This window comes from Serratia sp. AXJ-M (genome assembly GCF_046531865.1).
GTDB classification, from domain to species: domain Bacteria; phylum Pseudomonadota; class Gammaproteobacteria; order Enterobacterales; family Enterobacteriaceae; genus Serratia; species Serratia liquefaciens.
The window spans coordinates 3491607-3511013 of the sequence record NZ_CP059394.1; the positions used below are offsets into that span (position 1 = coordinate 3491607).

Annotated in this window: 16 protein-coding genes; 10 read left to right on the top strand and 6 right to left on the bottom strand. The window is 56.8% G+C overall.

The annotated features are described in order from the left end of the window. The first annotated feature begins 260 nt into the window (after positions 1–260). Positions 261–1349, top strand: coding sequence for a YeiH family protein (locus H0S68_RS16395; RefSeq protein WP_020827758.1), 1089 nt, complete (start codon positions 261–263; stop codon positions 1347–1349). A gap of 103 nt (positions 1350–1452) precedes the next feature. After that, positions 1453–2292 (top strand): deoxyribonuclease IV, encoded by an 840-nt coding sequence (gene nfo, locus H0S68_RS16400; protein WP_410528849.1) that lies wholly within the window; start codon positions 1453–1455, stop codon positions 2290–2292. Positions 2293–2348: 56 nt separating this feature from the next. On the opposite strand, the gene fruA is transcribed toward nfo, so the two are convergent. Genes fruA through fruB form a run of 3 tightly spaced genes read right to left on the bottom strand, consistent with a single transcriptional unit; the run spans position 2349 to position 6123 of the window. After that, entirely contained in the window at positions 2349–4040 is a 1692-nt protein-coding gene (fruA, locus tag H0S68_RS16405; protein ID WP_410528850.1) for a PTS fructose transporter subunit IIBC, read from the bottom strand. Between the two features lie 11 nt (positions 4041–4051). Next, positions 4052–4993, bottom strand: a complete 942-nt coding sequence (gene fruK / locus H0S68_RS16410; RefSeq protein WP_012145945.1) for a 1-phosphofructokinase — start codon at positions 4991–4993, stop codon at positions 4052–4054. Next, positions 4990–6123 (bottom strand): fused PTS fructose transporter subunit IIA/HPr protein, encoded by a 1134-nt coding sequence (fruB, locus tag H0S68_RS16415; protein ID WP_142814833.1) that lies wholly within the window; start codon positions 6121–6123, stop codon positions 4990–4992. The genes fruK and fruB overlap by 4 nt, the downstream gene beginning before the upstream one ends. 247 nt (positions 6124–6370) lie before the next feature. Between fruB and H0S68_RS16420 the strand changes: the two genes are divergently transcribed. From H0S68_RS16420 to H0S68_RS16435, 4 genes are all read left to right on the top strand, one after another. Next, the gene (locus H0S68_RS16420; RefSeq protein WP_410528851.1) at positions 6371–6793 is read left to right on the top strand and encodes a nucleotide triphosphate diphosphatase NUDT15; all 423 of its coding nucleotides are present in this window, start codon (positions 6371–6373) and stop codon (positions 6791–6793) included. Between the two features lie 258 nt (positions 6794–7051). Continuing rightward, positions 7052–8212, top strand: coding sequence for a NapC/NirT family cytochrome c (locus H0S68_RS16425; RefSeq protein WP_020827764.1), 1161 nt, complete (start codon positions 7052–7054; stop codon positions 8210–8212). A 12-nt stretch (positions 8213–8224) separates the two neighbouring features. Next, positions 8225–10705 (top strand): trimethylamine-N-oxide reductase TorA, encoded by a 2481-nt coding sequence (torA, locus tag H0S68_RS16430; protein WP_020827765.1) that lies wholly within the window; start codon positions 8225–8227, stop codon positions 10703–10705. 164 nt (positions 10706–10869) lie between these two features. Then, entirely contained in the window at positions 10870–12048 is a 1179-nt protein-coding gene (locus tag H0S68_RS16435; protein ID WP_410528852.1) for a sugar efflux transporter, read from the top strand. Here H0S68_RS16435 and H0S68_RS16440 read toward each other — a convergent pair. Next, positions 12045–12299 (bottom strand): YkgJ family cysteine cluster protein, encoded by a 255-nt coding sequence (locus H0S68_RS16440; RefSeq protein WP_044552526.1) that lies wholly within the window; start codon positions 12297–12299, stop codon positions 12045–12047. The two genes, H0S68_RS16435 and H0S68_RS16440, sit on opposite strands and share 4 nt — an antisense overlap. Before the next feature lie 284 nt (positions 12300–12583). Here H0S68_RS16440 and mtr point away from each other — a divergent pair, with 284 nt between their 5' ends. Then, a complete protein-coding gene (mtr, locus tag H0S68_RS16445) occupies positions 12584–13828 on the top strand; it encodes a tryptophan permease (protein ID WP_020827768.1) in 1245 nt (414 codons plus the stop codon). A 281-nt stretch (positions 13829–14109) separates the two neighbouring features. Next, the gene (gene yeiP, locus H0S68_RS16450) at positions 14110–14682 is read left to right on the top strand and encodes an elongation factor P-like protein YeiP (protein ID WP_020827769.1); all 573 of its coding nucleotides are present in this window, start codon (positions 14110–14112) and stop codon (positions 14680–14682) included. Between the two features lie 38 nt (positions 14683–14720). On the opposite strand, the gene uxuA is transcribed toward yeiP, so the two are convergent. Continuing rightward, complete coding sequence (gene uxuA / locus H0S68_RS16455) at positions 14721–15911, bottom strand: mannonate dehydratase (protein WP_128864586.1); 1191 nt, start codon at positions 15909–15911, stop codon at positions 14721–14723. 335 nt (positions 15912–16246) lie between these two features. Here uxuA and H0S68_RS16460 point away from each other — a divergent pair, with 335 nt between their 5' ends. After that, positions 16247–17728 (top strand): mannitol dehydrogenase family protein, encoded by a 1482-nt coding sequence (locus H0S68_RS16460; protein WP_020827771.1) that lies wholly within the window; start codon positions 16247–16249, stop codon positions 17726–17728. A 66-nt stretch (positions 17729–17794) separates the two neighbouring features. Here the strand turns inward: H0S68_RS16460 and H0S68_RS16465 are convergent, their stop codons facing one another. Next, positions 17795–18103 carry a type 1 fimbrial protein gene (locus H0S68_RS16465; RefSeq protein WP_041414761.1) on the bottom strand — a complete coding sequence of 103 codons (309 nt, stop codon included), beginning with the start codon at positions 18101–18103 and terminating at the stop codon, positions 17795–17797. A 317-nt stretch (positions 18104–18420) separates the two neighbouring features. On the opposite strand from H0S68_RS16465, the gene H0S68_RS16470 reads away from it, so the two are divergent. Then, positions 18421–19395 carry a CobW family GTP-binding protein gene (locus H0S68_RS16470; RefSeq protein WP_020827773.1) on the top strand — a complete coding sequence of 325 codons (975 nt, stop codon included), beginning with the start codon at positions 18421–18423 and terminating at the stop codon, positions 19393–19395. Positions 19396–19407: the final 12 nt, after the last annotated feature.

Here is a 19407-nt window from a genome sequence, read left to right on the forward strand (position 1 = left end):
AACTTCTCGATATACAAAAAAGCGGCCTGTCAGTAAAGCCACTGAAACTAATGCTAAATCTGCGCCACTGGCCGGCAGCAACGCACAGGGTGAATAACACTAAGGTTATCACGTTTGCAGAAATCGACATGGGGGTCACTCATGCTTCAGGCCGCAGACTAACCACTTATTCAGATAGGTTATAAATATATAATCAATTTCTCTTTTATGTCGCCAGCACGTAGTCTTTGGCTCAAGGATTTGATGACAAGGGCTGACTTATGGCGACCAATACCACACACGATTTTCCAACGCGGCAATTTCCGCTATTCGGTCTACCTCGGCTGGTGCCGGGGCTGCTGCTAACCGGTGCCATCACTGCGCTGGCGGTCTGGGTAGGTGATATTCCCTGGGTAGCCGGGCTGGGACTGGGCGCGCTGACGCTGGCGATTTTGCTCGGTATTTTAGTCGGCAATACGCTGTATCCCTGGCTACAGCCGAGCTGCCACGGCGGTGTTCAGCTCGCCAAACAGCGTTTATTGCGTCTGGGTATTATCCTTTACGGTTTTCGCCTGACGTTTCAGCAAATTGCTGACGTAGGCACCACCGGCATCATCATTGATGCATTGACCCTGAGCACCACTTTCCTGCTCGCCTGCTGGCTGGGTAAAAAAGTGTTCGGTATCGACAGCCAGACCGCGATGCTGATCGGCGCCGGCAGCAGCATTTGCGGCGCGGCGGCCGTGATGGCGACCGAGCCGGTGTTGAAAGCCGACTCCAACAAGGTGGCGGTGGCGGTAAGTACCGTGGTGGTCTTCGGTACGCTGGCGATCTTCGCTTATCCGTGGCTGTATCAGTTGAACGAGCATTTCCAGTGGCTACCGTTTAATCAGGAAAGTTTCGGCATCTTTACCGGTTCAACCATTCATGAAGTGGCGCAGGTGGTCGCTGCCGGGCACGCTATCGGGCCGGATGCTGAAAACGCCGCGGTCATCGCCAAAATGATCCGCGTCATGATGCTGGCCCCTTTCCTGCTGCTGCTCTCAGGCTACATCAGCCGCAGCCGTAGCGCAGGAAGCACCGGTAGCCAGGCGGAAAAATCCGCGATAACCATTCCGTGGTTTGCGGTGCTGTTTATCGCCGTTGCCGGGTTGAACTCATTCGACCTGATCCCGGCGGCACTGGTAAAACACCTGATTACCGCCGATACCTGGATGTTGGCGATGGCCATGGCGGCGCTGGGGTTGACCACCCACATCAGCGCGGTGCGCCAGGCCGGGGTTAAGCCAATCCTGCTCGCCACGCTGCTGTTCGTTTGGCTGATTGTTGGCGGCGGCGCCATTAACCTTCTGGTGCAGTATTTTATCTGATTTGCTTCCCTTCAGGCCCGCAACCGCGGGCCTGCGCTTTTCCTGCCATTCAATCCTTCCGCTATCAATGCCATAATGATGCCGATTACACAGGAGAATGAAAATGAAGTTTGTCGGTGCACATGTCAGCGCGTCAGGCGGCGTGGATCAGGCGGTTATCCGCGCGCACGAATTGGAGGCGACCGCATTCGCCCTGTTCACTAAAAATCAGCGTCAATGGAAGGCCGCCCCGCTGCCTGCCGACGTGATCGATAAGTTTAAAAGCGCCTGTGCGCAGTACGGCTACGGCCCAGGGCAGATCCTGCCGCACGACAGCTATTTGATTAACCTTGGCCACCCGGTGACCGAGGCGTTGGAAAAATCCCGCGAAGCCTTTCTTGATGAAATGCAGCGCTGCGAACAACTGGGGCTGACCCTGCTGAACTTCCACCCCGGCAGCCACCTGTTGCAAATAGAGGAAGACAAATGCCTGGCACGCATCGCTGAATCCATCAACATGGTGCTGGACAAGACCGAGGGTGTGACGGCGGTTATCGAAAACACCGCCGGTCAGGGCAGCAATCTGGGCTTCAAATTTGAACATTTGGCGGCGATTATCGATGGCGTGGAAGACAAGAACCGCGTCGGCGTTTGCATCGATACCTGTCACGCCTTTGCCGCCGGTTACGATTTGCGTACCGAAGAAACCTGCGAGCAGACGTTTAAAGAGCTCGGCGACATCGTGGGGTTCAAGTACCTGCGCGGCATGCACCTGAACGACGCCAAGAGCGAGTTTGGCAGCCGCGTCGACCGTCACCACAGCCTGGGTGAAGGCAATATCGGTAAAACAGTATTCAGCTATATCATGCGTGACGATCGTTTCAACAATATCCCGCTGATCCTGGAAACCGTAAACCCGGATATCTGGGCGGAAGAGATCGCCTGGCTGAAGGCACAGCAATAATTGCCAGATAAAAAAACCGGAGCCTGAGCTCCGGTTTTTTATTGCCTGCGCCAGCGTTAAGCTACCGTAGCCGCAGGGACTTCAGCGCGTTTCAGCAGTGCGTAAGACACCCCCGCCAACAGCGTACCGGCAACGATCGCCACCAGATACAACAGCACCGGTGTGATAGCGCCAGGGATCAGCAGAACGAACAACCCACCGTGCGGTGCCATCAGCTTGGCGCCGAATGCCATCGACAGTGCGCCGGTCAATGCACCACCCGCGATGCAGCATGGCAACACGCGCATCGGATCACGGGCGGCAAACGGAATGGCACCTTCGGAGATAAAGCACAGGCCCAACACCAGCGCTGCTTTACCGCCTTCCTGCTCGGACTTCTCGAACTTGCGACGCGCCAGTAATGTTGCCAGACCCATCGCCAGCGGTGGCACCATACCGGCCGCCATAATGGCCGCCATAGGGGCATATACCGACGAGCTCAGCAGCGCCACACCAAAAGCATAGGCCGCCTTGTTAACCGGACCGCCCATATCGGTACACATCATGGCACCGAGGATCGCCCCCAGCAGCACCGCATTGGCGGTACCGAGTGATTGCAGCCAGTGAGTCAGGCCTTCCATAATTTTCGCTACCGGCGTACCGACGATGAAAATCATGATCAAGCCGACAATCAGGCTGGCGACCAAGGGAATGATCAGGATCGGCTTCAGCGCCTCCATACTCTGCGGCAGACGCAGTTTGGTGCTGATAAATTTGGCCACATAGCCCGCCAGGAAACCGGCAATGATACCGCCGAGGAAACCGGCGCCAGTGCTGACGGCCAGCATGCCGCCAATTAACCCCGGCGTCAGGCCCGGACGGTCAGCGATCGAGAAGGCAATAAAACCGGCCAATACCGGCACCATCAGCGCAAAGGCTGAGCCGCCGCCGATCTGCATCAACGCCGCTGCCAGCGTGCCCTTGACTTCGAATGCCTTGATACCGAACACGAACGACAGTGCGATACACAAACCACCCGCCACCACCATCGGCAGCATGTAAGACACGCCGGTCAACAGGTGACGATACGGGCCGGCGCTCTCTTTCTTCTTACCGGCGGTGGCCGGCGCACCGCTTTTTTGCGGTTGGAAAATCTCGGCTTCGGCCTGCGCCTTGTCCAGTTCCTGCGCCGTTTTTTTCAGCGCCAGGCCGGTAGAGGTACGGTACATCGGCTTGCCGGCAAACTTATCCAGATCCACTTCAATGTCCGCCGCCACGATCACCAGGTCGGCCGCCGCCACTTCTTCTGGCGTAATGGCATTGCCGGCGCCGACGGAGCCGCGGGTTTCAACTTTCACCCACCAGCCACGCTTTTTGGCTTCGCTTTCAATGGCTTCGGCCGCCATAAAGGTATGGGCCACGCCGGTAGGGCAAGCGGTGATCGCCACGATACGTTTTTGACCGGCGGCTTTAGCCGGTTCGACAACTGCCGCGGCCGGTGCCTGATAGGCTTTCGCTTCGGCCATCGCCTGCGCCAGGAAGGCTTCCGGCTCACGCACCGCATGCGCCACGTCACCCACATAAACCCGTTTGCCGTTCAGCGCGGCGTCAGCAGGTACAGTTTGCCCTGCCACCACCACCAGTTCAGCGTCGGCGGCTGACTCAACCAACGTCAGGCCGGTTTTCACCGCAGCAGCGCCAAGCATGCGTTTCGCCAGGTGACTACGTGCCTGCCCCAGCGAATTGTCTATCATCAGCAGTGTTTTCATTCTGCCTCCTGCTATTGATTAAAAGGTTTCAGATCGACACGCGCCATCATCGCGGCCAGCTGTGGACGGTCGGTCACGCCAACGTTGCTCTGACTTACCGCCAGCGCAGCCACGGCGGTGGCCAAACGCAAAGTGTGTTCACTGGATTCACGCATCAGCAGGCCGTAAATCAGGCCGCCGACCATCGAGTCGCCGGCACCCACGGTGCTGACCACTTCGCAGGCCGGTGGCTTGGCAATCCAGGCGCCGGACGCGTTGACCCACAGCGCGCCTTCGGCACCGAGGGAGATAACCACGTGGGCGATGCCCTGATCGCGCAGCGCATGCGCCGCTTCGACCACGTCAGCCAGCTGCGGCAACGGACGCCCGGCCCAAATTTCCAGCTCGCGGCGATTCGGTTTCACCAACCACGGCGCCGCTTTCAAGCCGGCAACCAGGGCTTCACGGCTGCTGTCGAAAATGATGCACGGGCACTGGGCGCGCAAACGGATCATCCAGTCGGTGAAAGCGTCGGGATCGACCCCCGCCGGCAGGCTGCCGCTGACCGCGACCATGTCGAACTGGCCCAGCCAGCTCAGGGAATCGGTCACGAAGCGTTCCCAGTCCTGCCCGCTGACTTCAAAACCGGAGAAATTGAAATCGGTGACTTCACCGTCTTTTTCGGTCAGTTTGACGTTAATACGGGTGCGTCCCGGCACCACCTGGAAGCGGTTGGCAATGCCCAGATCGCTGAACAGCAGTTGGAAACCGTCCTGGTTGTCTTTTCCCAGGAAGCCGCCCACCGTCACATCAATACCCAGATCCTTCAGCACCTTGGCGACGTTGATGCCTTTCCCGGCGGCGTGAAGGCCGGCGGTTTTGACCAGGTTCACTTCACCGCGCTCGATCTCCGGGCAAAAGCCCACCAGATCGTAAGCCGGATTCAAGGTAATTGTTGCTACTCTTCTGCTCATGCTGCGCCCTCGCCCAGTCCTTCGTTAATCGCTTCACCGATCGCCTTCAGCGCCGTTTCAGCATCTTCACCTTTGGCGGTAAAACGCAGGTGATGTCCTTTCTTCACGCCCAACGCCACCACCTTCATCAGGCTACGTCCGTTGGCCGGTTTGCCACTGCCATCCAGGTTAGTGACGGTAATTTCACTGCTGAATTGCTTGATCACATTGACCAGCGCCGTGCCCGGACGGGCATGCAGGCCGTGTTCGTTACGGATCACGTACTCAGCGCTCAGCGTGGTGTCTTCTTCTTCCACCTCACTGGTCAGCAATGCCAACAGGGTGACGGCATCCGCGTTCAGCAAGCGTTCAGCTTTGTTCGCCAACAGCAGATCGCTGAGGTAGTTCAGCACCGCCAGCGGCTGCTGGTCAGCCACCGACAGCGTCAGCAACAGCGCAACCTGCTCGCCCTCTTCGTCAAACGGCTGCGCCGGACGGCTTACCGTAGCCGCGCTAGCCAAGTTGCCTTCGGTGCTGTCGCTCAGCCAAATGCCCTGCCCCAGATTCAGCGGCTTGCGGGTGATGACGTCGCTGACGAATTGAGCGTTAACCGCACCGATTTTCTGCAGGCGGCCCGCATTCAGCGCCTGCAGCGTCATCAGGCTGTCGGCGGCCACGTCTAGCGCAATCAAGGAAGCGTCGAACTTGAATTCCGCCGTCAGCTTTTCGCCCATCAACAAGCTGCGTAACTCTTCTGCCGAGGTGGTTTTCGCCAGCTGTTCGGCTACGCTGTCGTCGCTCAGAACGTGGGTCAACTGACGCAACAGCGCCAGGTGTTCATCGGAACGTGCGGCAATGCCGATCACTACGTAAGCAGTTTGGCCTTCGCCCCACTCGATACCCTGAGGGAACTGAAACACCTGCACGCCGGTGTTCAGCACCAGATCGCGGGTATCGGTAGTGCCATGCGGGATGGCGATACCGTTCCCAAGATAAGTGGAAGTTTGCAGCTCACGCTGCAACATGCCGTCCACGTAAGGCGCGCTGACGCAGCCGGCCTCGGTCAGTGCGGCAGCCACCTGACGGATGGCCTCCTGTTTGTTACTCGCGGTAGCACCCAGGTGAATATCTTGCTGTGACAACTGGAACATGATTCTCCTCTCCTGCTGAATTGAATCGTTTCAGCTTCGTTGGGAAAAAGGAGCGTTACCGGTACGACATTATCGCGCCCATAACGCTGAAACGTTTCAAGGAGTGTGTAAGGGCCCATGAGCGAAAGCAAGTTTTCTCAATTTTGACGTGATAGATTTTTGACCTTACGCACACTTTTCCCTTAGGGTTACCCGTCGCAGCGCTAAAATGACATACTGTGCTGAAATTTTGCTGACGGAGGGAAACATGACTGTAGTGGCGGGCGTAGGCGTAATCATTGTCAATGAACAAGGGGAAATTTTGCTGGGCAAACGCTGCGGTAAGCACGCCCCCTTCTGGTCCATCCCCGGCGGGCATCTGGATGCCGGCGAAACCTTTGAACAGTGCGCACAACGTGAGATCGCCGAAGAGACCGGGCTGATCATCGCACCACCGAGCTTTGTCGGCATCAGCAATAATCTGCAAACCTGGCGCGCCGAGGGAAAGCATACGGTTTCCATCTGTTTGCTGACGCCCCATCCTGGCGGGGAAGCCGAGCTGAAAGAGCCGGAAAAATGTGCCGAATGGCGCTGGTGCCTGCCGGAAGCATTACCTGAACCGCATTTTGAAGCCAGCCGTAATGCCATTCATCTGTGGCTGGCGGGCCAAACTTACCTACCGGCAAAATAGCTGTTTTCAATCACGGTTTCTCTCTCCCTTCCGTGATCTCGCTCATAGTCTGATAAATCCACATGAAAAATGCGTTATATAACCCAGAATATAACGCTGAAAAATCCCCCGAACGACCATTTTTCTTCTAAAAATACCCCTATAGTATTAGATGACTTTACCAATAGTACCTATACTTCCTCAGGTATGTCGGCGCTCGTCCGGCACTTTTTTTGGCAAGGTTTTCCTTGGTATTTCATAATTATAAGCGGATTCAATATGACCAATAAACTCACTGGCTTGATAAAAAAGCACCGCTGGGGATGGCTGTGGATTTTGCTGCTCGGAATTATCCTCGGGGCAGCATTATTGGCGGGTACCGCCACCGTATTCCATAAAACCAGCGACACCGCCTTCTGCGTCTCCTGCCACACCATGCAACAACCGCTGGCCGAATATCAGGGCAGCGTTCACTTCCAAAATACCAAGGGCATTCGCGCTGAATGTGCCGACTGTCACGTTCCCCATGAGCCACTCGACTACCTGTGGACCAAAATCCGCGCGGTAAAAGACATTTATGGCGAGATGGTGGGCACCATCGATACGCCTGAGAAATACGAGGCGCACAAGCTGGCCATGGCGCAGTCGGTCTGGAAAACGCTAAAAGAAAACGACTCCGCCACCTGCCGCTCTTGCCACAGCTTTGACGCAATGGACATCACCGCCCAACGGCCTGAAGCGCGTATCCAACATCCGGTGGCCATCAAACAGGGTGAAACCTGTATCGACTGCCATAAAGGGGTCGCGCATATCCTGCCGGACATGAGCGGTGCAGCCCAGGCCGGTGCCGCCGAGTTGGCGAAAGCCGCCGCTGAAACCTCGCCAACCGCCACCACGTTGTACACCATTGCCACAGAACCCTTCTTCCTCAAACCGGACGACAGCCACAATGCCGGCAACCTGATGCCATCCACCGAAGTGCAGGTGGTGAAACAGGAAGGCGACAAAGTGCTGGCCAACGTCACCGGCTGGCAGCAAGACGGTGTCGCTGAAGTGTTCTACGCCGCGCAGGGCAAGCGCATCCTCAGCGTGCTGCTGGGTGAAGACGCTCGCAAACTGCTGAAAACCGGCACCACCATGACCGATGCGGAAACCGGTCTGGTATGGCATCAGGTTTCTCTGCAAGTTTGGCTGCCGCGCAAACAACTGATCGACGATCAGCAAAAAATCTGGCGCTACACGGCAGATATGATGTCGGCCAACTGCACCGGTTGTCACGGCCTCACAGCCCTCGATCGCTTCAACGCCAACCAGTGGATCGGCGTAATTAAAGGTATGGCTCCACGCACTTCGCTGACGCAGGAACAGCTGCGCGTTCTGACACAGTACGTGCAGAAACACGCCAGTGACATGCAGCCAGCCGCACCAGCCAAGCTTTAAGGGAGAAGCGAAATGAGCAAATATCAACAACAAGCGTTAAAAATGAGCCGCCGCCGCTTCCTGACTGGCGCGACCGCGCTGGCCGCAGCACCGCTACTGGCGGGCCTGTGGCCCAAGTCAGCGTTGGCCCAGGCCATCAGCCAGGCGCTGCCGCAATTCGTCGTGTTGCGTCAGGCACAAAAAGGCATTTTGACCGGCGCGCACTGGGGCGCCTTCGAAGCCATCGTTCAGGACGGTAAAATGGTCGGCGTGCAGCCGGTCAAAGACGATCCTTATCCGAACGAACTGATCACCATGGCGCCCTATCAGGTGCACGCCGAAAACCGTATCAAATACCCGATGGTGCGCAAAAGTTGGCTGGAAGGCGGCCCTGGCAGCCGTACCGAACTGCGTGGTCGTGACGAGTGGGTACGCGTCAGTTGGGACAAGGCGATTGATTTGGTCTGTGGTGAGATCACCCGCTTGCAGAAAGACCATGGCCCGCAGTCCATTTATGCCGGTTCTTATGGCTGGAAAAGCGTCGGGATGCTGCATAACAGCCGCACGCTGCTGCAACGCCTGATGAACCTGACCGGCGGCTTCCTCGGTTACGCGGGCGACTACTCCACCGGCGCCGCGCAGGTGATCATGTCGCACGTGGTGGGCTCCATGGAGGTTTACGAACAGCAGACCGCCTGGCCGAACGTGATTGAAAACAGCCAACTGGTGGTGCTGTGGGGCTGTAACCCGATGATCACGCTGAAAAACAGCTGGAACGTCCCGGACCACTACGGCCAGACGGGCTTTGAGGCGCTGAAGAAGAAAGGTACCCGAGTGATCAGCATTGATCCGGTACACAACGACAGCGCCAAATTCGTCGACGCGCAGTGGATCGCTCCGCGTCCTTATACCGACGGCGCCATGCTGATCGGCATCGCCCACACGCTGCTGACCGAGAAGCTGCATAACCCGGACTTCCTGAAAACCTACACCGCCGGTTTCGACAAGTTCCAGGCTTATCTGTTGGGTGAAACCGACGGTACGCCGAAAACTGCCGAATGGGCGGCCGATGTGTGCGGCGTCGATGCTGACGTGCTGCGTCAGTTAGCACGCGACATGGCGAAGAACCGCACCATGATCATGGGCGGCTGGGGGATCCAACGCCAGCATCATGGCGAACAGCAGCATTGGCTATTGGTTACCGTGGCGGCGATGCTCGGCCAGATTGGCCTGCCGGGCGGCGGCTTCGGCTTCAGCTATCACTACTCCTCCGGCGGCAGCCCGACGGCGAAAGGCGGCATCATTTCCGGTATCTCTGCCGGTAACGCACCGAAGAACTCACCGGCACCGATCCCGGTGGCGCGCATCGCCGAATGCCTGACCAACCCGGGCAAGACAATTAATTTCAACGGCGCACAGGTCACCTACCCCGAGGTGAAAATGGTGTATGTGGCGGGCGGCAACACCTTCCACCAGCATCAGGACACCAACAATCTGGTCAAGGCCTGGCAGCGGCCGGACACCATCGTGGTGAACGAACCTTATTGGACCGCCACCGCCAAGCATGCCGATATCGTTCTGCCGGCCACCACCAGCTACGAACGCAACGATCTCGAAATGGGCGGCGATTACTCACAGCTGTATGTGTTCCCGATGCATCAGTGCGTCGCGCCGCAGCATGAATCACGCAGCGATTTCGATATTTTCGCGGCCATGGCGGCCAAGCTGGGGGTGCAGGACGCCTTTACCGAAGGCAAAGATGAAACTCAATGGCTGAAAGGCATGTACGATGACATGAAAACTCAGGCACGTGCTGCCCGGGTAGCCCTGCCACCGTTCGACATGTTCTGGGAGTCCAACAACTACGTGCGCTTCCCGGTGCCGGAGGCCAATACCCAATGGGTGCGTTTCGCCGACTATCGCGAAAACCCGCTGCTCAATCCACTGGGGACGCCATCCGGTAAAATCGAGATCTACTCCGACGCCATTGCCAAAATGAAGTATCAGGATTGCCCAGGTATTCCGACCTGGATGCCACCGCATGAATGGTATCGCGGCCCGGAAGCGGTGAAATACCCGCTGTCGCTGAACACCGCGCACCCGATCAACCGCCTGCATTCGCAGCTCGACAACACGCCACTGCGCAAGAAATACGCGGTAGCCGATCGGGAAGCGATTGTGATCCACCCGCAGGACGCCCAGTCACGCGGCATTGCCAATGGCGATCTGGTGCGGGCCTTTAACGATCGCGGCCAGATCCTGGTGGGTGCGGTGGTGAGCGAAGACGTGCGCCCTGGCGTGGTGCGCATCAGCGAAGGTGCCTGGTTCGATCCGGCCGATCCGTCACAGCCGGGTTCGCTGTGCAAGAACGGCAACGTCAACTGCCTGACCTTCGACGTCGGCTCCTCCAGCCTGGCTCAGGGTAACTGCGGGCAAATGGCACAGTTGCAGATCGAGAAGTATCAGGGCGAGGTGCTGAAAAACACCGCGCACGACGTGCCGGCTGGCGCCTAACGTCGAAGTTTGTCATACCCAGGGCGATGGTGACATCGCCCTTTTTTTAGCCTTATGCAGGAAAGAACTTTTTACCATTAAGCAGAATGAAACCGGTTTTTGTTCTTTTTAAACAGGCGTATTATGCGCGCGACTCCCTCATTTACGGCTATTTGCTGACCTCTATGCCTACTTCAACTGCGGTAACGCGACGCTCGCCCGATCTGACTTCGCTGGCCTTTTTAGTGGTGGCGTTCCTCACCGGGATTGCCGGTGCGTTACAAACCCCGACGCTGAGCCTGTTCCTGGCTACCGAGGTGAAGGTGCGCCCTTCCATGGTTGGGTTATTTTTCACCGGCAGCGCGGTGATTGGCATCCTGGTCAGCCAGTTTCTGGCTCGCCGCTCAGATCAAAAAGGGGATCGCAAAACGCTGATCTTCCTCTGCTGCATGTTAGGGGCACTGGGCTGTGTACTGTTCGCCTGGAACCGTAATTATTATCTGTTGCTGGCAGTCGGCGTAATGCTGACCAGCTTCGGCTCCACCGCCAACCCGCAGATGTTCGCTCTGGCGCGCGAACACGCCGACCGCACCGGCCGCGAAGCGGTAATGTTCAGCTCTATCCTGCGGGCTCAGGTTTCTCTCGCCTGGGTTATTGGGCCGCCTATCGCCTTTGCGCTGGCATTGGGATTCGGTTTTAAGGTGATGTATCTGGCCGCCGCCGCAGCGTTTATCCTGTGTGGCGTGCTGGTGTGGAAAATGCTGCCGTCGATGCGTAAAACGCCGCTGGCTTCCAGCACCACGCTGGAAGCTCCGCGGAAAAATCGCCGCGATACGCTGCTGCTGTTTTTAACCTGCACCTTTATGTGGACCGCCAACAGCATGTATTTAATCAATATGCCGCTGTATATGGTGCATGAGCTGCAACTGCCGGAAAGGTTGGCCGGAATATTGATGGGGACGGCGGCCGGGCTGGAGATACCGACCATGTTGCTGGCCGGCATGGTGGCGAAACGCTTCGGTAAACGTTTCCTGATGCGTTGCGCGGTGGCGGCGGGCCTACTGTTTTACTTCGGGTTACTATTTATCACCGGCACCTGGCAACTGATTGCCCTGCAATTGCTCAACGCGGCGTTTATTGGCGTGCTGGCAGGCATTGGTATGCTCTATTTTCAAGATTTGATGCCCGGTCAGGCCGGGGCAGCAACCACTTTGTTTACCAACACTACGCGCGTGGGCTGGATTTTTGCCGGTTCAATCGCCGGCGTGGTGGCGGAGGTCTGGAACTATCACGCGGTGTTTTATTCCGCGTTGGCGATGGTGGTCGGCGCGGTGCTGTGCCTGTGGAAACTGAAAGACGCTTAAGGTGCAGTATCCGCTTCCAGCTTGATCAGATAGACCAATGCCTGGTCGCGGTGGTCATGGCACATTTCGCGGCTGGCCTGCAGGCTGCCGCAGACCTTGGGCCGCAGCGGTGAATGAAACAGGCCACAACGCAGCTGCTCGCTCAGATGAATGCAGCGGGTGTTGGCGGGCTTGCCGTTAGGCATGCCGGGGATCGGGCTGGATATTGAAGGCGCAATACAACAGGCGCCGCAGTCGGTACGACAGTCCATCAGCGAGTCTCCCGGTGGGCTGGCGGAATTGAAGCGCGACAATATCAGTCGCGCTCATCGGCCGCCAGCATAATCCGTGTTGGCGCGCGAATCTTTACATCTCGCGTTTTAAATCGTGAATCGCCCCGTTTTCTCACCCGCCCGCAAATTGCCATAAGCTCCCCTTACTCCGCCAATTAATGCATGAAACAAGCGTATTAGCGGCTTTACATGCGCCAACCGCACATGTACCATTGAGCTAGTACAAAAGAATCCACGGCCGACGAGGCCAATCAGGAGCAAAAATGTCCGCGGACACCATCCAGAAGCTTTCCCGCCCTTCAGTGCTTGGCGGCGCGATGATCATTGCAGGCACCGCCGTCGGCGCTGGCATGTTCTCCATTCCCATCGTCACTTCTGGCGTGTGGTTCAGCGGCTCCGTCGCGCTGCTGGTTTATACCTGGGCCTGCATGCTGATTTCCGGCCTGATGATCCTGGAGGCCGCCCTGCACTACCCAAGCGGCGCCAGCTTCCACACCATCGTCAAAGATCTGCTGGGTAAAGGCTGGAACGCCATTAACGGTATTTCCATCGCCTTTGTCCTGTACATCCTCACCTATGCCTATATCTCCGCCGGTGGCTCGATTATCGCCCACACGCTGGAAGGTATCGTCGGCGTCGGGCAGTCCACCGCCGGGTTGGTGTTTGCCGTGGTGGTGGCGTTTATCGTGTGGCTCTCCACCCGCGCCGTTGATCGCCTGAGCACGATCCTGATCGGCGGTATGGTGATCACCTTTGTGATGTCGGTGGGCGACATGTTCACGCATGTGCAGCCGGCAGTACTGTTCAACCGCGGTGACGACCAGGCCAGTTACCTGCCTTACGCCCTGGCGGCGCTGCCTTATCTGCTGACCTCCTTCGGTTACCACGGCAACGTGCCGGGACTGGTGAAGTACTACCACAAAGACAGCGGCGCAGTCGTGCGCAGCCTGGTGTACGGCACCCTGCTGGCGCTGGCGATCTATATCCTGTGGCAGTATGTGATTCAGGGCAACATCGCCCGCGATGCCTTCAAACAGGTGATTGCCGAAGGCGGCAACATTGGCAGCCTGCTCAAGCAGATGGGCAACGTTTCCAGCAGCCAGACCGTCGGCCAGCTACTGAACGCCTTCTCTTATATGGCGCTGGCGAGCTCATTCCTCGGGGTGTCGCTGGGGTTGTTCGATTACCTGGCAGACTTCTTCAAATTCAGCGATGACACCGTCGGACGCAGCAAAACCGCGCTGGTGACCTTCGCGCCGCCGACCATTGCCGCCCTGCTGTTCCCGAACGGCTTCCTTTACGCCATCGGCTTCGCCGGCCTGGCCGCCACCGTTTGGGCGGTAATAGTACCGGCCATGATGGCGCGTGCCAGCCGCCGCCGCTTTACCGAAGCGCAATATCGCGCTCCCGGTGGCTACGGCATGATCCTGTTCATCATTCTGTTCGGGGTGATCAACGCCGTCGCGCACGTGTTGGCATTGCTGGGTCTGTTACCGGTGTTCCAGTAATACCGTAGGGGATGGCGGCCGCCATCCCCTTAGTCTGATGACAAACACCCGAAAAACGTGGTTTTCGGATGTTTGAGGTAAATCAGAAGACACCATCCTTTGTTTTTATTTGCCCCAGAACAGAACTTTTAACTGCAAAGGACGTTGTCAGCAATTTGAGGGGATGGCGCCCGCCGTCCCCTTTTTCTGTCACTGTTTTTGCTCGATCTGCTTGCCTGAAATCAGCGGCGCGAGTAACTTGTCGCAACTTCCCAAATACTCTTCATTGCAGGTTATTTTATATGGCAAAAGCTAACGAAATTAAGCGCGGCATGGCGATCAACTACAACGGCAAACTGCTGCTGGTGAAAGACATTGATGTGCAAAGCCCAAGCGCGCGCGGTGCCAGCACCTTGTACAAAATGCGCTTCTCTGACGTCCGCACCGGGCTGAAGGTTGAAGAGCGTTTCAAGGGCGACGATATTCTGGACACCATTAGCCTGTCACGCCGCAAGGTGAACTTCTCTTATATCGACGGCGAAGAATACGTGTTTATGGATGACGAGGATTACACCCCGTATATCTTTAAGAAAGACCAGATCGAAGATGAACTGCTGTTTATTCCTGAAGGCGGTCTGCCGGGCATGCAGGTACTGACCCTGGATGGCCAGGTGTTGGCGCTGGAACTGCCGCAGACCGTGGATATGGAAATTGTCGACACTGCACCGGGCATCAAAGGTGCCTCTGCCAGTGCCCGCAACAAGCCGGCCACCATGGCGACCGGCCTGACCATTCAGGTACCGGAATACCTCAGCGCCGGTGACAAAATCCGCATTCATATTGCCGAGCGCCGCTACATGAGCCGCGCTGACTAGTCGATACTCTGGGGCCTGTATGGCCCCTTTTTAAAGGCTTAGGGCAAATCCGGGAAGAAGCGGCGTTTAAGCGCCAGCTCCACCCCGCGCAGTTCCGCCAACCCCTTCAAACGACCAATCGCCGAGTAGCCCGGGTTGGTTTTTTTCTTCAGATCGTCCAGCATCTGGTGTCCATGGTCGGGACGCATCGGGATCGGCCGGCGATCGCCTGCCTGATGGCGCCGTTGCTCCTCAGTGAGGATCGCCTCGATCACCGCCACCATGTCCACGTCGCCTTGCAGATGCGCACCCTCGTGGAAACTTTTCGGGTTTTCTTCGCGACAGGTAGCACGTAAATGGGTGAAGTGGATGCGATCGCCGAAGGTTTCGATCATCCGCACCAGATCGTTATCCGCCCGTACGCCGTAAGAGCCGGTACACATGGTGAAGCCGTTATACCGGCTGTCGACCGTTTGCTTGAACCACTGCATATCTTCAATGGTAGAGACGATGCGCGGCAACCCCAAAATCGGCCGCGGCGGATCGTCCGGATGCACCGCCAAACGCACGCCAACCTCCTCCGCCACCGGCACAATGGCGCGCAGGAACACCGCCATATTCTCTCGCAGCTGCGCCTTGTCGATCCCATCGTACTCCGCCAGGCGAGCGCGGAATTGATCGAGGGTATAGCCCTCTTCGGCCCCCGGTAATCCGGCGATAATATTGCCGGTCAGCTTGGCAACCTCCGCCTCGTTCATCGCGGAAAAATAGGTTGCAGCCTGCTCCTGTTCTTGCGGCGTGTAATCCTGCTCTGCGCCAGCGCGTTGCAGGATATACAGATCAAAAGCCGCGAAGGCGGTCTGATCGAAACGCAACGCTTTCGACCCGTCCGGCAGTAAATACTCCAGATCGGTGCGCGTCCAGTCCAGGATCGGCATAAAGTTGTAGCACACGGTGTCGATGCCGCAGGCCGCGAGGTTACGCAGCGATTGCTGATAGTTAGCGATATGCTGCCGGTAATGGCCGCTGTGGGTTTTGATCTCCTCATGCACCGGGATACTTTCCACCACCGACCACACCAAGCCTTTCTCCGCCAATAGGGCCTGACGGGCCTTGATCTCTTCGACCGGCCACACCTCGCCATTCGGGATATGGTGCAAGGCGGTGACGACGCCAGTGGCGCCGGCCTGGCGCACATCATCAAGAGAGACCGGATCGTTCGGCCCATACCAACGCCATGTTTGTTCCATTATTTATCCTTGTAAAAATTGCCCAGTATCGCGGAAGTGATAAAGATCGCCCTGCTCCGGCCATCTTGTTATACCAAAATAAAATAGATATCGGTTATCTTTCACCTTACTCTTTCGCCAATTGCTGTCAAAAGTGAAACCGCGATTGGTTGATCCACTTCACGGATCTGGCTTATTTTGCACGCGCACATGTAATTAGTGCGCTTACAGCCTTACACTGGCGGCAGAAAATTCGTGCAACCCCGGCAGAAGGAGCGCCGTATTCTGCACAAAAAACTGGTCTGATAACTTTTAAAGTTAACCGCCAACACCTTTACTCAGCCTTGGAGCTTTGCATGAAGACTATCGCCAACACGCCGCTTCCGGATGCCGTCCAGCAGCCAGGTTACGATCGCAGCGCATTACAGAGCCGCATGGTGCACATTGGATTTGGCGCCTTTCACCGCGCCCACCAGGCGCTACTGACCGATCGAGTGTTGAATCGTCAGGGCGGCGACTGGGGGATCTGCGAAATCAGCCTGTTCGGCGGTGATAATTTGTTCCGGACGCTGCGCCAGCAGGACCATCTTTACAGCGTGCTGGAAAAAGGCGCGGCGAGTAATCAGGCTATCGTGATCGGTGCGGTGCATGAGAGCGTACACCGCAAGCTGGAAGGGATTGGCGCCGTATTGGAAAAGCTGGCGGAGCCACAGGTGGCGATTGTCTCGATGACCATTACCGAAAAAGGCTATTGCATTGAACCCGGCAGCGGAAAACTGGATCTTCAACATCAGGCGATCCGCGCCGATCTGGCGAATCCCGGCGAGCCTTCCACCGTGCCGGGGATCCTGGTGGAAGCGCTGCGCCTGCGTCTGGAACGTGGGCTGCCCGCCTTTACCCTGCTCTCTTGCGACAACATCCCGGAAAACGGCCACGTGCTGCGTAACGCGATCGTCGGTTTGGCTCAAGCGCGCGACGGCGCGCTGGCCGACTGGATTGCCCGCGAGGTGAGCTTCCCCAGCACCATGGTAGACCGTATCGTTCCCGCCGCTACGCCAGAGACGCTGGATGAAGTGGCCGAGGCGCTCGGCGGCGTTCGTGATGAATGCGCCATCGCCTGCGAACCCTTTATCCAGTGGGTCGTTGAGGATAACTTTGTCGCCGGCCGCCCAGCCTGGGAACGGGCCGGTGCACAGTTGGTCAATGACGTGCTGCCTTTTGAGCAGATGAAACTGCGCATGCTGAACGGCAGCCACTCTTTCCTGGCCTATCTCGGGTATCTTGGGGGCTATCAGTACATCAACGACTGTATGGGCGATGAGTCTTATCGCCGCGCCGCACTCCACCTGATGCTGGCCGAACAGGCGCCGACGCTGAACGTTAGCGGCATCGATTTGCCCGCCTATGCAGCACAGCTGATTGAGCGCTACAGCAACCCGGCGTTGCAACACCGTACCTGGCAAATCGCCATGGACGGCACGCAAAAATTACCGCAGCGTATGCTGGACTCGGTGCGTTGGCATCTGCAGCATGGCGGCAGCTATGCCGGTCTGGCTCTCGGGGTGGCGGGCTGGATGCGCTATGTCGGCGGCGTGGATGATGCCGGGCAGCCAATAGACATCCGCGATCCGTTATTGGCTACGCTGCAACAGACAGTGGCTTCAACGCCGGATGATGAACAACGGGTAAAAGCCCTGTTGGGTCTAACGGCTATTTTTGGTGAGCAGTTGGCGGCCAACGAGGAATTTGTCACGGCGGTCACCCGCGCCTACTTGTCATTACGCGATCGCGGTGCGCGTCAAACGGTGCAAAACTGGGTGTCGACTCAGCTGGCTTAGCCATTGAACAAGGCGTAAAGCGGGGAAAATGACGATGCCGGATATCATCCGGCATCGCCGAACGACTTAACGATAAACTACCGTCATCACTGCAAGTTTTTTCTGTTGATCCACCCACTTCATTTCGGTCGAACCTAAATTCAGCGGCAGTTCTTTGCGTGTAGCATCAAATTTCGACAGGGCCTGTTGGTCTTGATAGTGCTGCCCATTTCGGTAACATTGCGTATTGGCCGTTGAAGCGGTAACTTTCACCGTACAGGGGCTTTCCACAATAGATCCGACAAAACGAATAACTCCGCCAGTGGTTCCTGCATGACTTACTGCCGTCCATGAAAACAACATTCCTGCGATCAAAAATAACCGAAAGACATTCATGGCAACCTCATTTTTTGTTAAGCCAATTTAAACATAGAGGATCTTCTTAGGAATAATCGCAAGGTAAGGGCATTTATTTGGCGGGTAATCGGGCAATTAACAAAGTTAAAACAAGCTACTAACAACTATTTCCCTTAGGTAATATCCGGTTTTTTCTGGGATTTTTCCTAATAATGACCGCCATTTTGTTGCTTTAAAATGACGTATCGCAATCTGTCGGATTTGTGACTTAACGCAGGGAGAGCAGCGCCATCCTGCCTGGTGAAGTAGAATGGTCAAACTATTGCCCTTAAATTCATTAACATCAGGAATAATTAATGACTAAAACTAACCTGATCACCGGTTTTCTCGGCAGCGGCAAAACCACCACCATCCGCCATTTGCTGGCTAACAAGCCGGAACATGAACGCTGGGCGGTGCTGGTGAATGAGTTCGGTGAAATTGGCATCGACGGCGCGCTGCTGGCTGACAGCGGTGCAGTGTTGAAGGAGATCCCTGGTGGCTGCATGTGTTGCGTGAACGGGCTGCCGATGCAGGTCGGGCTGAACATGTTGCTGCAACAAAACAAGCCTGATCGCTTGCTGATCGAACCCACCGGGCTCGGTCATCCGAAGCAGATCCTGTCATTGCTGACGCAAGACAGTTACGCCGGTTGGATCGATCTGCAAGCCACTCTGTGCCTGTTGGATGCACGCCAACTCAGCGAACCGCGCTACCGCGACAACGAAAACTTCCGCGATCAACTGGCGGCCGCCGACATTATTCTGGCCAGCAAAAGCGACACCTATCAGCCGCAAGATCTGATGGCCCTGCAGCAATGGATGGAACAGGATGGCCACCAGCGTCCGCTTTATCATATTGAACGCGGTCAGGCCGATGTCGCGTGGCTCGACCAACCTCGCACTAATCGTACAGAATTACCCGATGCACAACATCATCATAGTCATGCCAAAACGCAGGGCCTGGCCGCATTGCGACTGCCGGAAACTTCCCGCTGGCGTCGAGCGCTCAACCAGGGCCAGGGTTTTAACAGCTGTGGTTGGATTTTTGACGCCGATACGGTGTTCGACACCGTTGGCATTATGGAGTGGATACGTCTGGCGCCGGTCGAACGCGCCAAAGGTGTGGTACGTATTGCTGAAGGTACACTTTTAATCAACCGTCAGGGGCAAGATCTCAATATCGAAACGCGCCCTGTTACACCGCTGGACAGCCGAATTGAACTGATTCACAGCGAGAATGCGGACTGGAACGCGTTGCAATCCAAGCTGTTTAGTATTCGTTTAAGTTGAGATCTTTACCGT

Bases quoted from the DNA above. Each gene is read 5' to 3' on its own strand.
- fruK (WP_012145945.1), bottom strand. From the start codon at position 4,993: ATGAGCAGAAGAGTAGCAACAATTACCTTGAATCCGGCTTACGATCTG.
- H0S68_RS16425 (WP_020827764.1), top strand. From the start codon at position 7,052: ATGACCAATAAACTCACTGGCTTGATAAAAAAGCACCGCTGGGGATGG.
- fruB (WP_142814833.1), bottom strand. From the start codon at position 6,123: ATGTTCCAGTTGTCACAGCAAGATATTCACCTGGGTGCTACCGCGAGT.
- H0S68_RS16460 (WP_020827771.1), top strand. From the start codon at position 16,247: ATGAAGACTATCGCCAACACGCCGCTTCCGGATGCCGTCCAGCAGCCA.
- uxuA (WP_128864586.1), bottom strand. From the start codon at position 15,911: ATGGAACAAACATGGCGTTGGTATGGGCCGAACGATCCGGTCTCTCTT.
- H0S68_RS16470 (WP_020827773.1), top strand. From the start codon at position 18,421: ATGACTAAAACTAACCTGATCACCGGTTTTCTCGGCAGCGGCAAAACC.
- H0S68_RS16395 (WP_020827758.1), top strand. From the start codon at position 261: ATGGCGACCAATACCACACACGATTTTCCAACGCGGCAATTTCCGCTA.
- fruA (WP_410528850.1), bottom strand. From the start codon at position 4,040: ATGAAAACACTGCTGATGATAGACAATTCGCTGGGGCAGGCACGTAGT.
- H0S68_RS16440 (WP_044552526.1), bottom strand. From the start codon at position 12,299: ATGGACTGTCGTACCGACTGCGGCGCCTGTTGTATTGCGCCTTCAATA.
- yeiP (WP_020827769.1), top strand. From the start codon at position 14,110: ATGGCAAAAGCTAACGAAATTAAGCGCGGCATGGCGATCAACTACAAC.
- nfo (WP_410528849.1), top strand. From the start codon at position 1,453: ATGAAGTTTGTCGGTGCACATGTCAGCGCGTCAGGCGGCGTGGATCAG.
- H0S68_RS16435 (WP_410528852.1), top strand. From the start codon at position 10,870: ATGCCTACTTCAACTGCGGTAACGCGACGCTCGCCCGATCTGACTTCG.
- mtr (WP_020827768.1), top strand. From the start codon at position 12,584: ATGTCCGCGGACACCATCCAGAAGCTTTCCCGCCCTTCAGTGCTTGGC.
- torA (WP_020827765.1), top strand. From the start codon at position 8,225: ATGAGCAAATATCAACAACAAGCGTTAAAAATGAGCCGCCGCCGCTTC.
- H0S68_RS16420 (WP_410528851.1), top strand. From the start codon at position 6,371: ATGACTGTAGTGGCGGGCGTAGGCGTAATCATTGTCAATGAACAAGGG.
- H0S68_RS16465 (WP_041414761.1), bottom strand. From the start codon at position 18,103: ATGAATGTCTTTCGGTTATTTTTGATCGCAGGAATGTTGTTTTCATGG.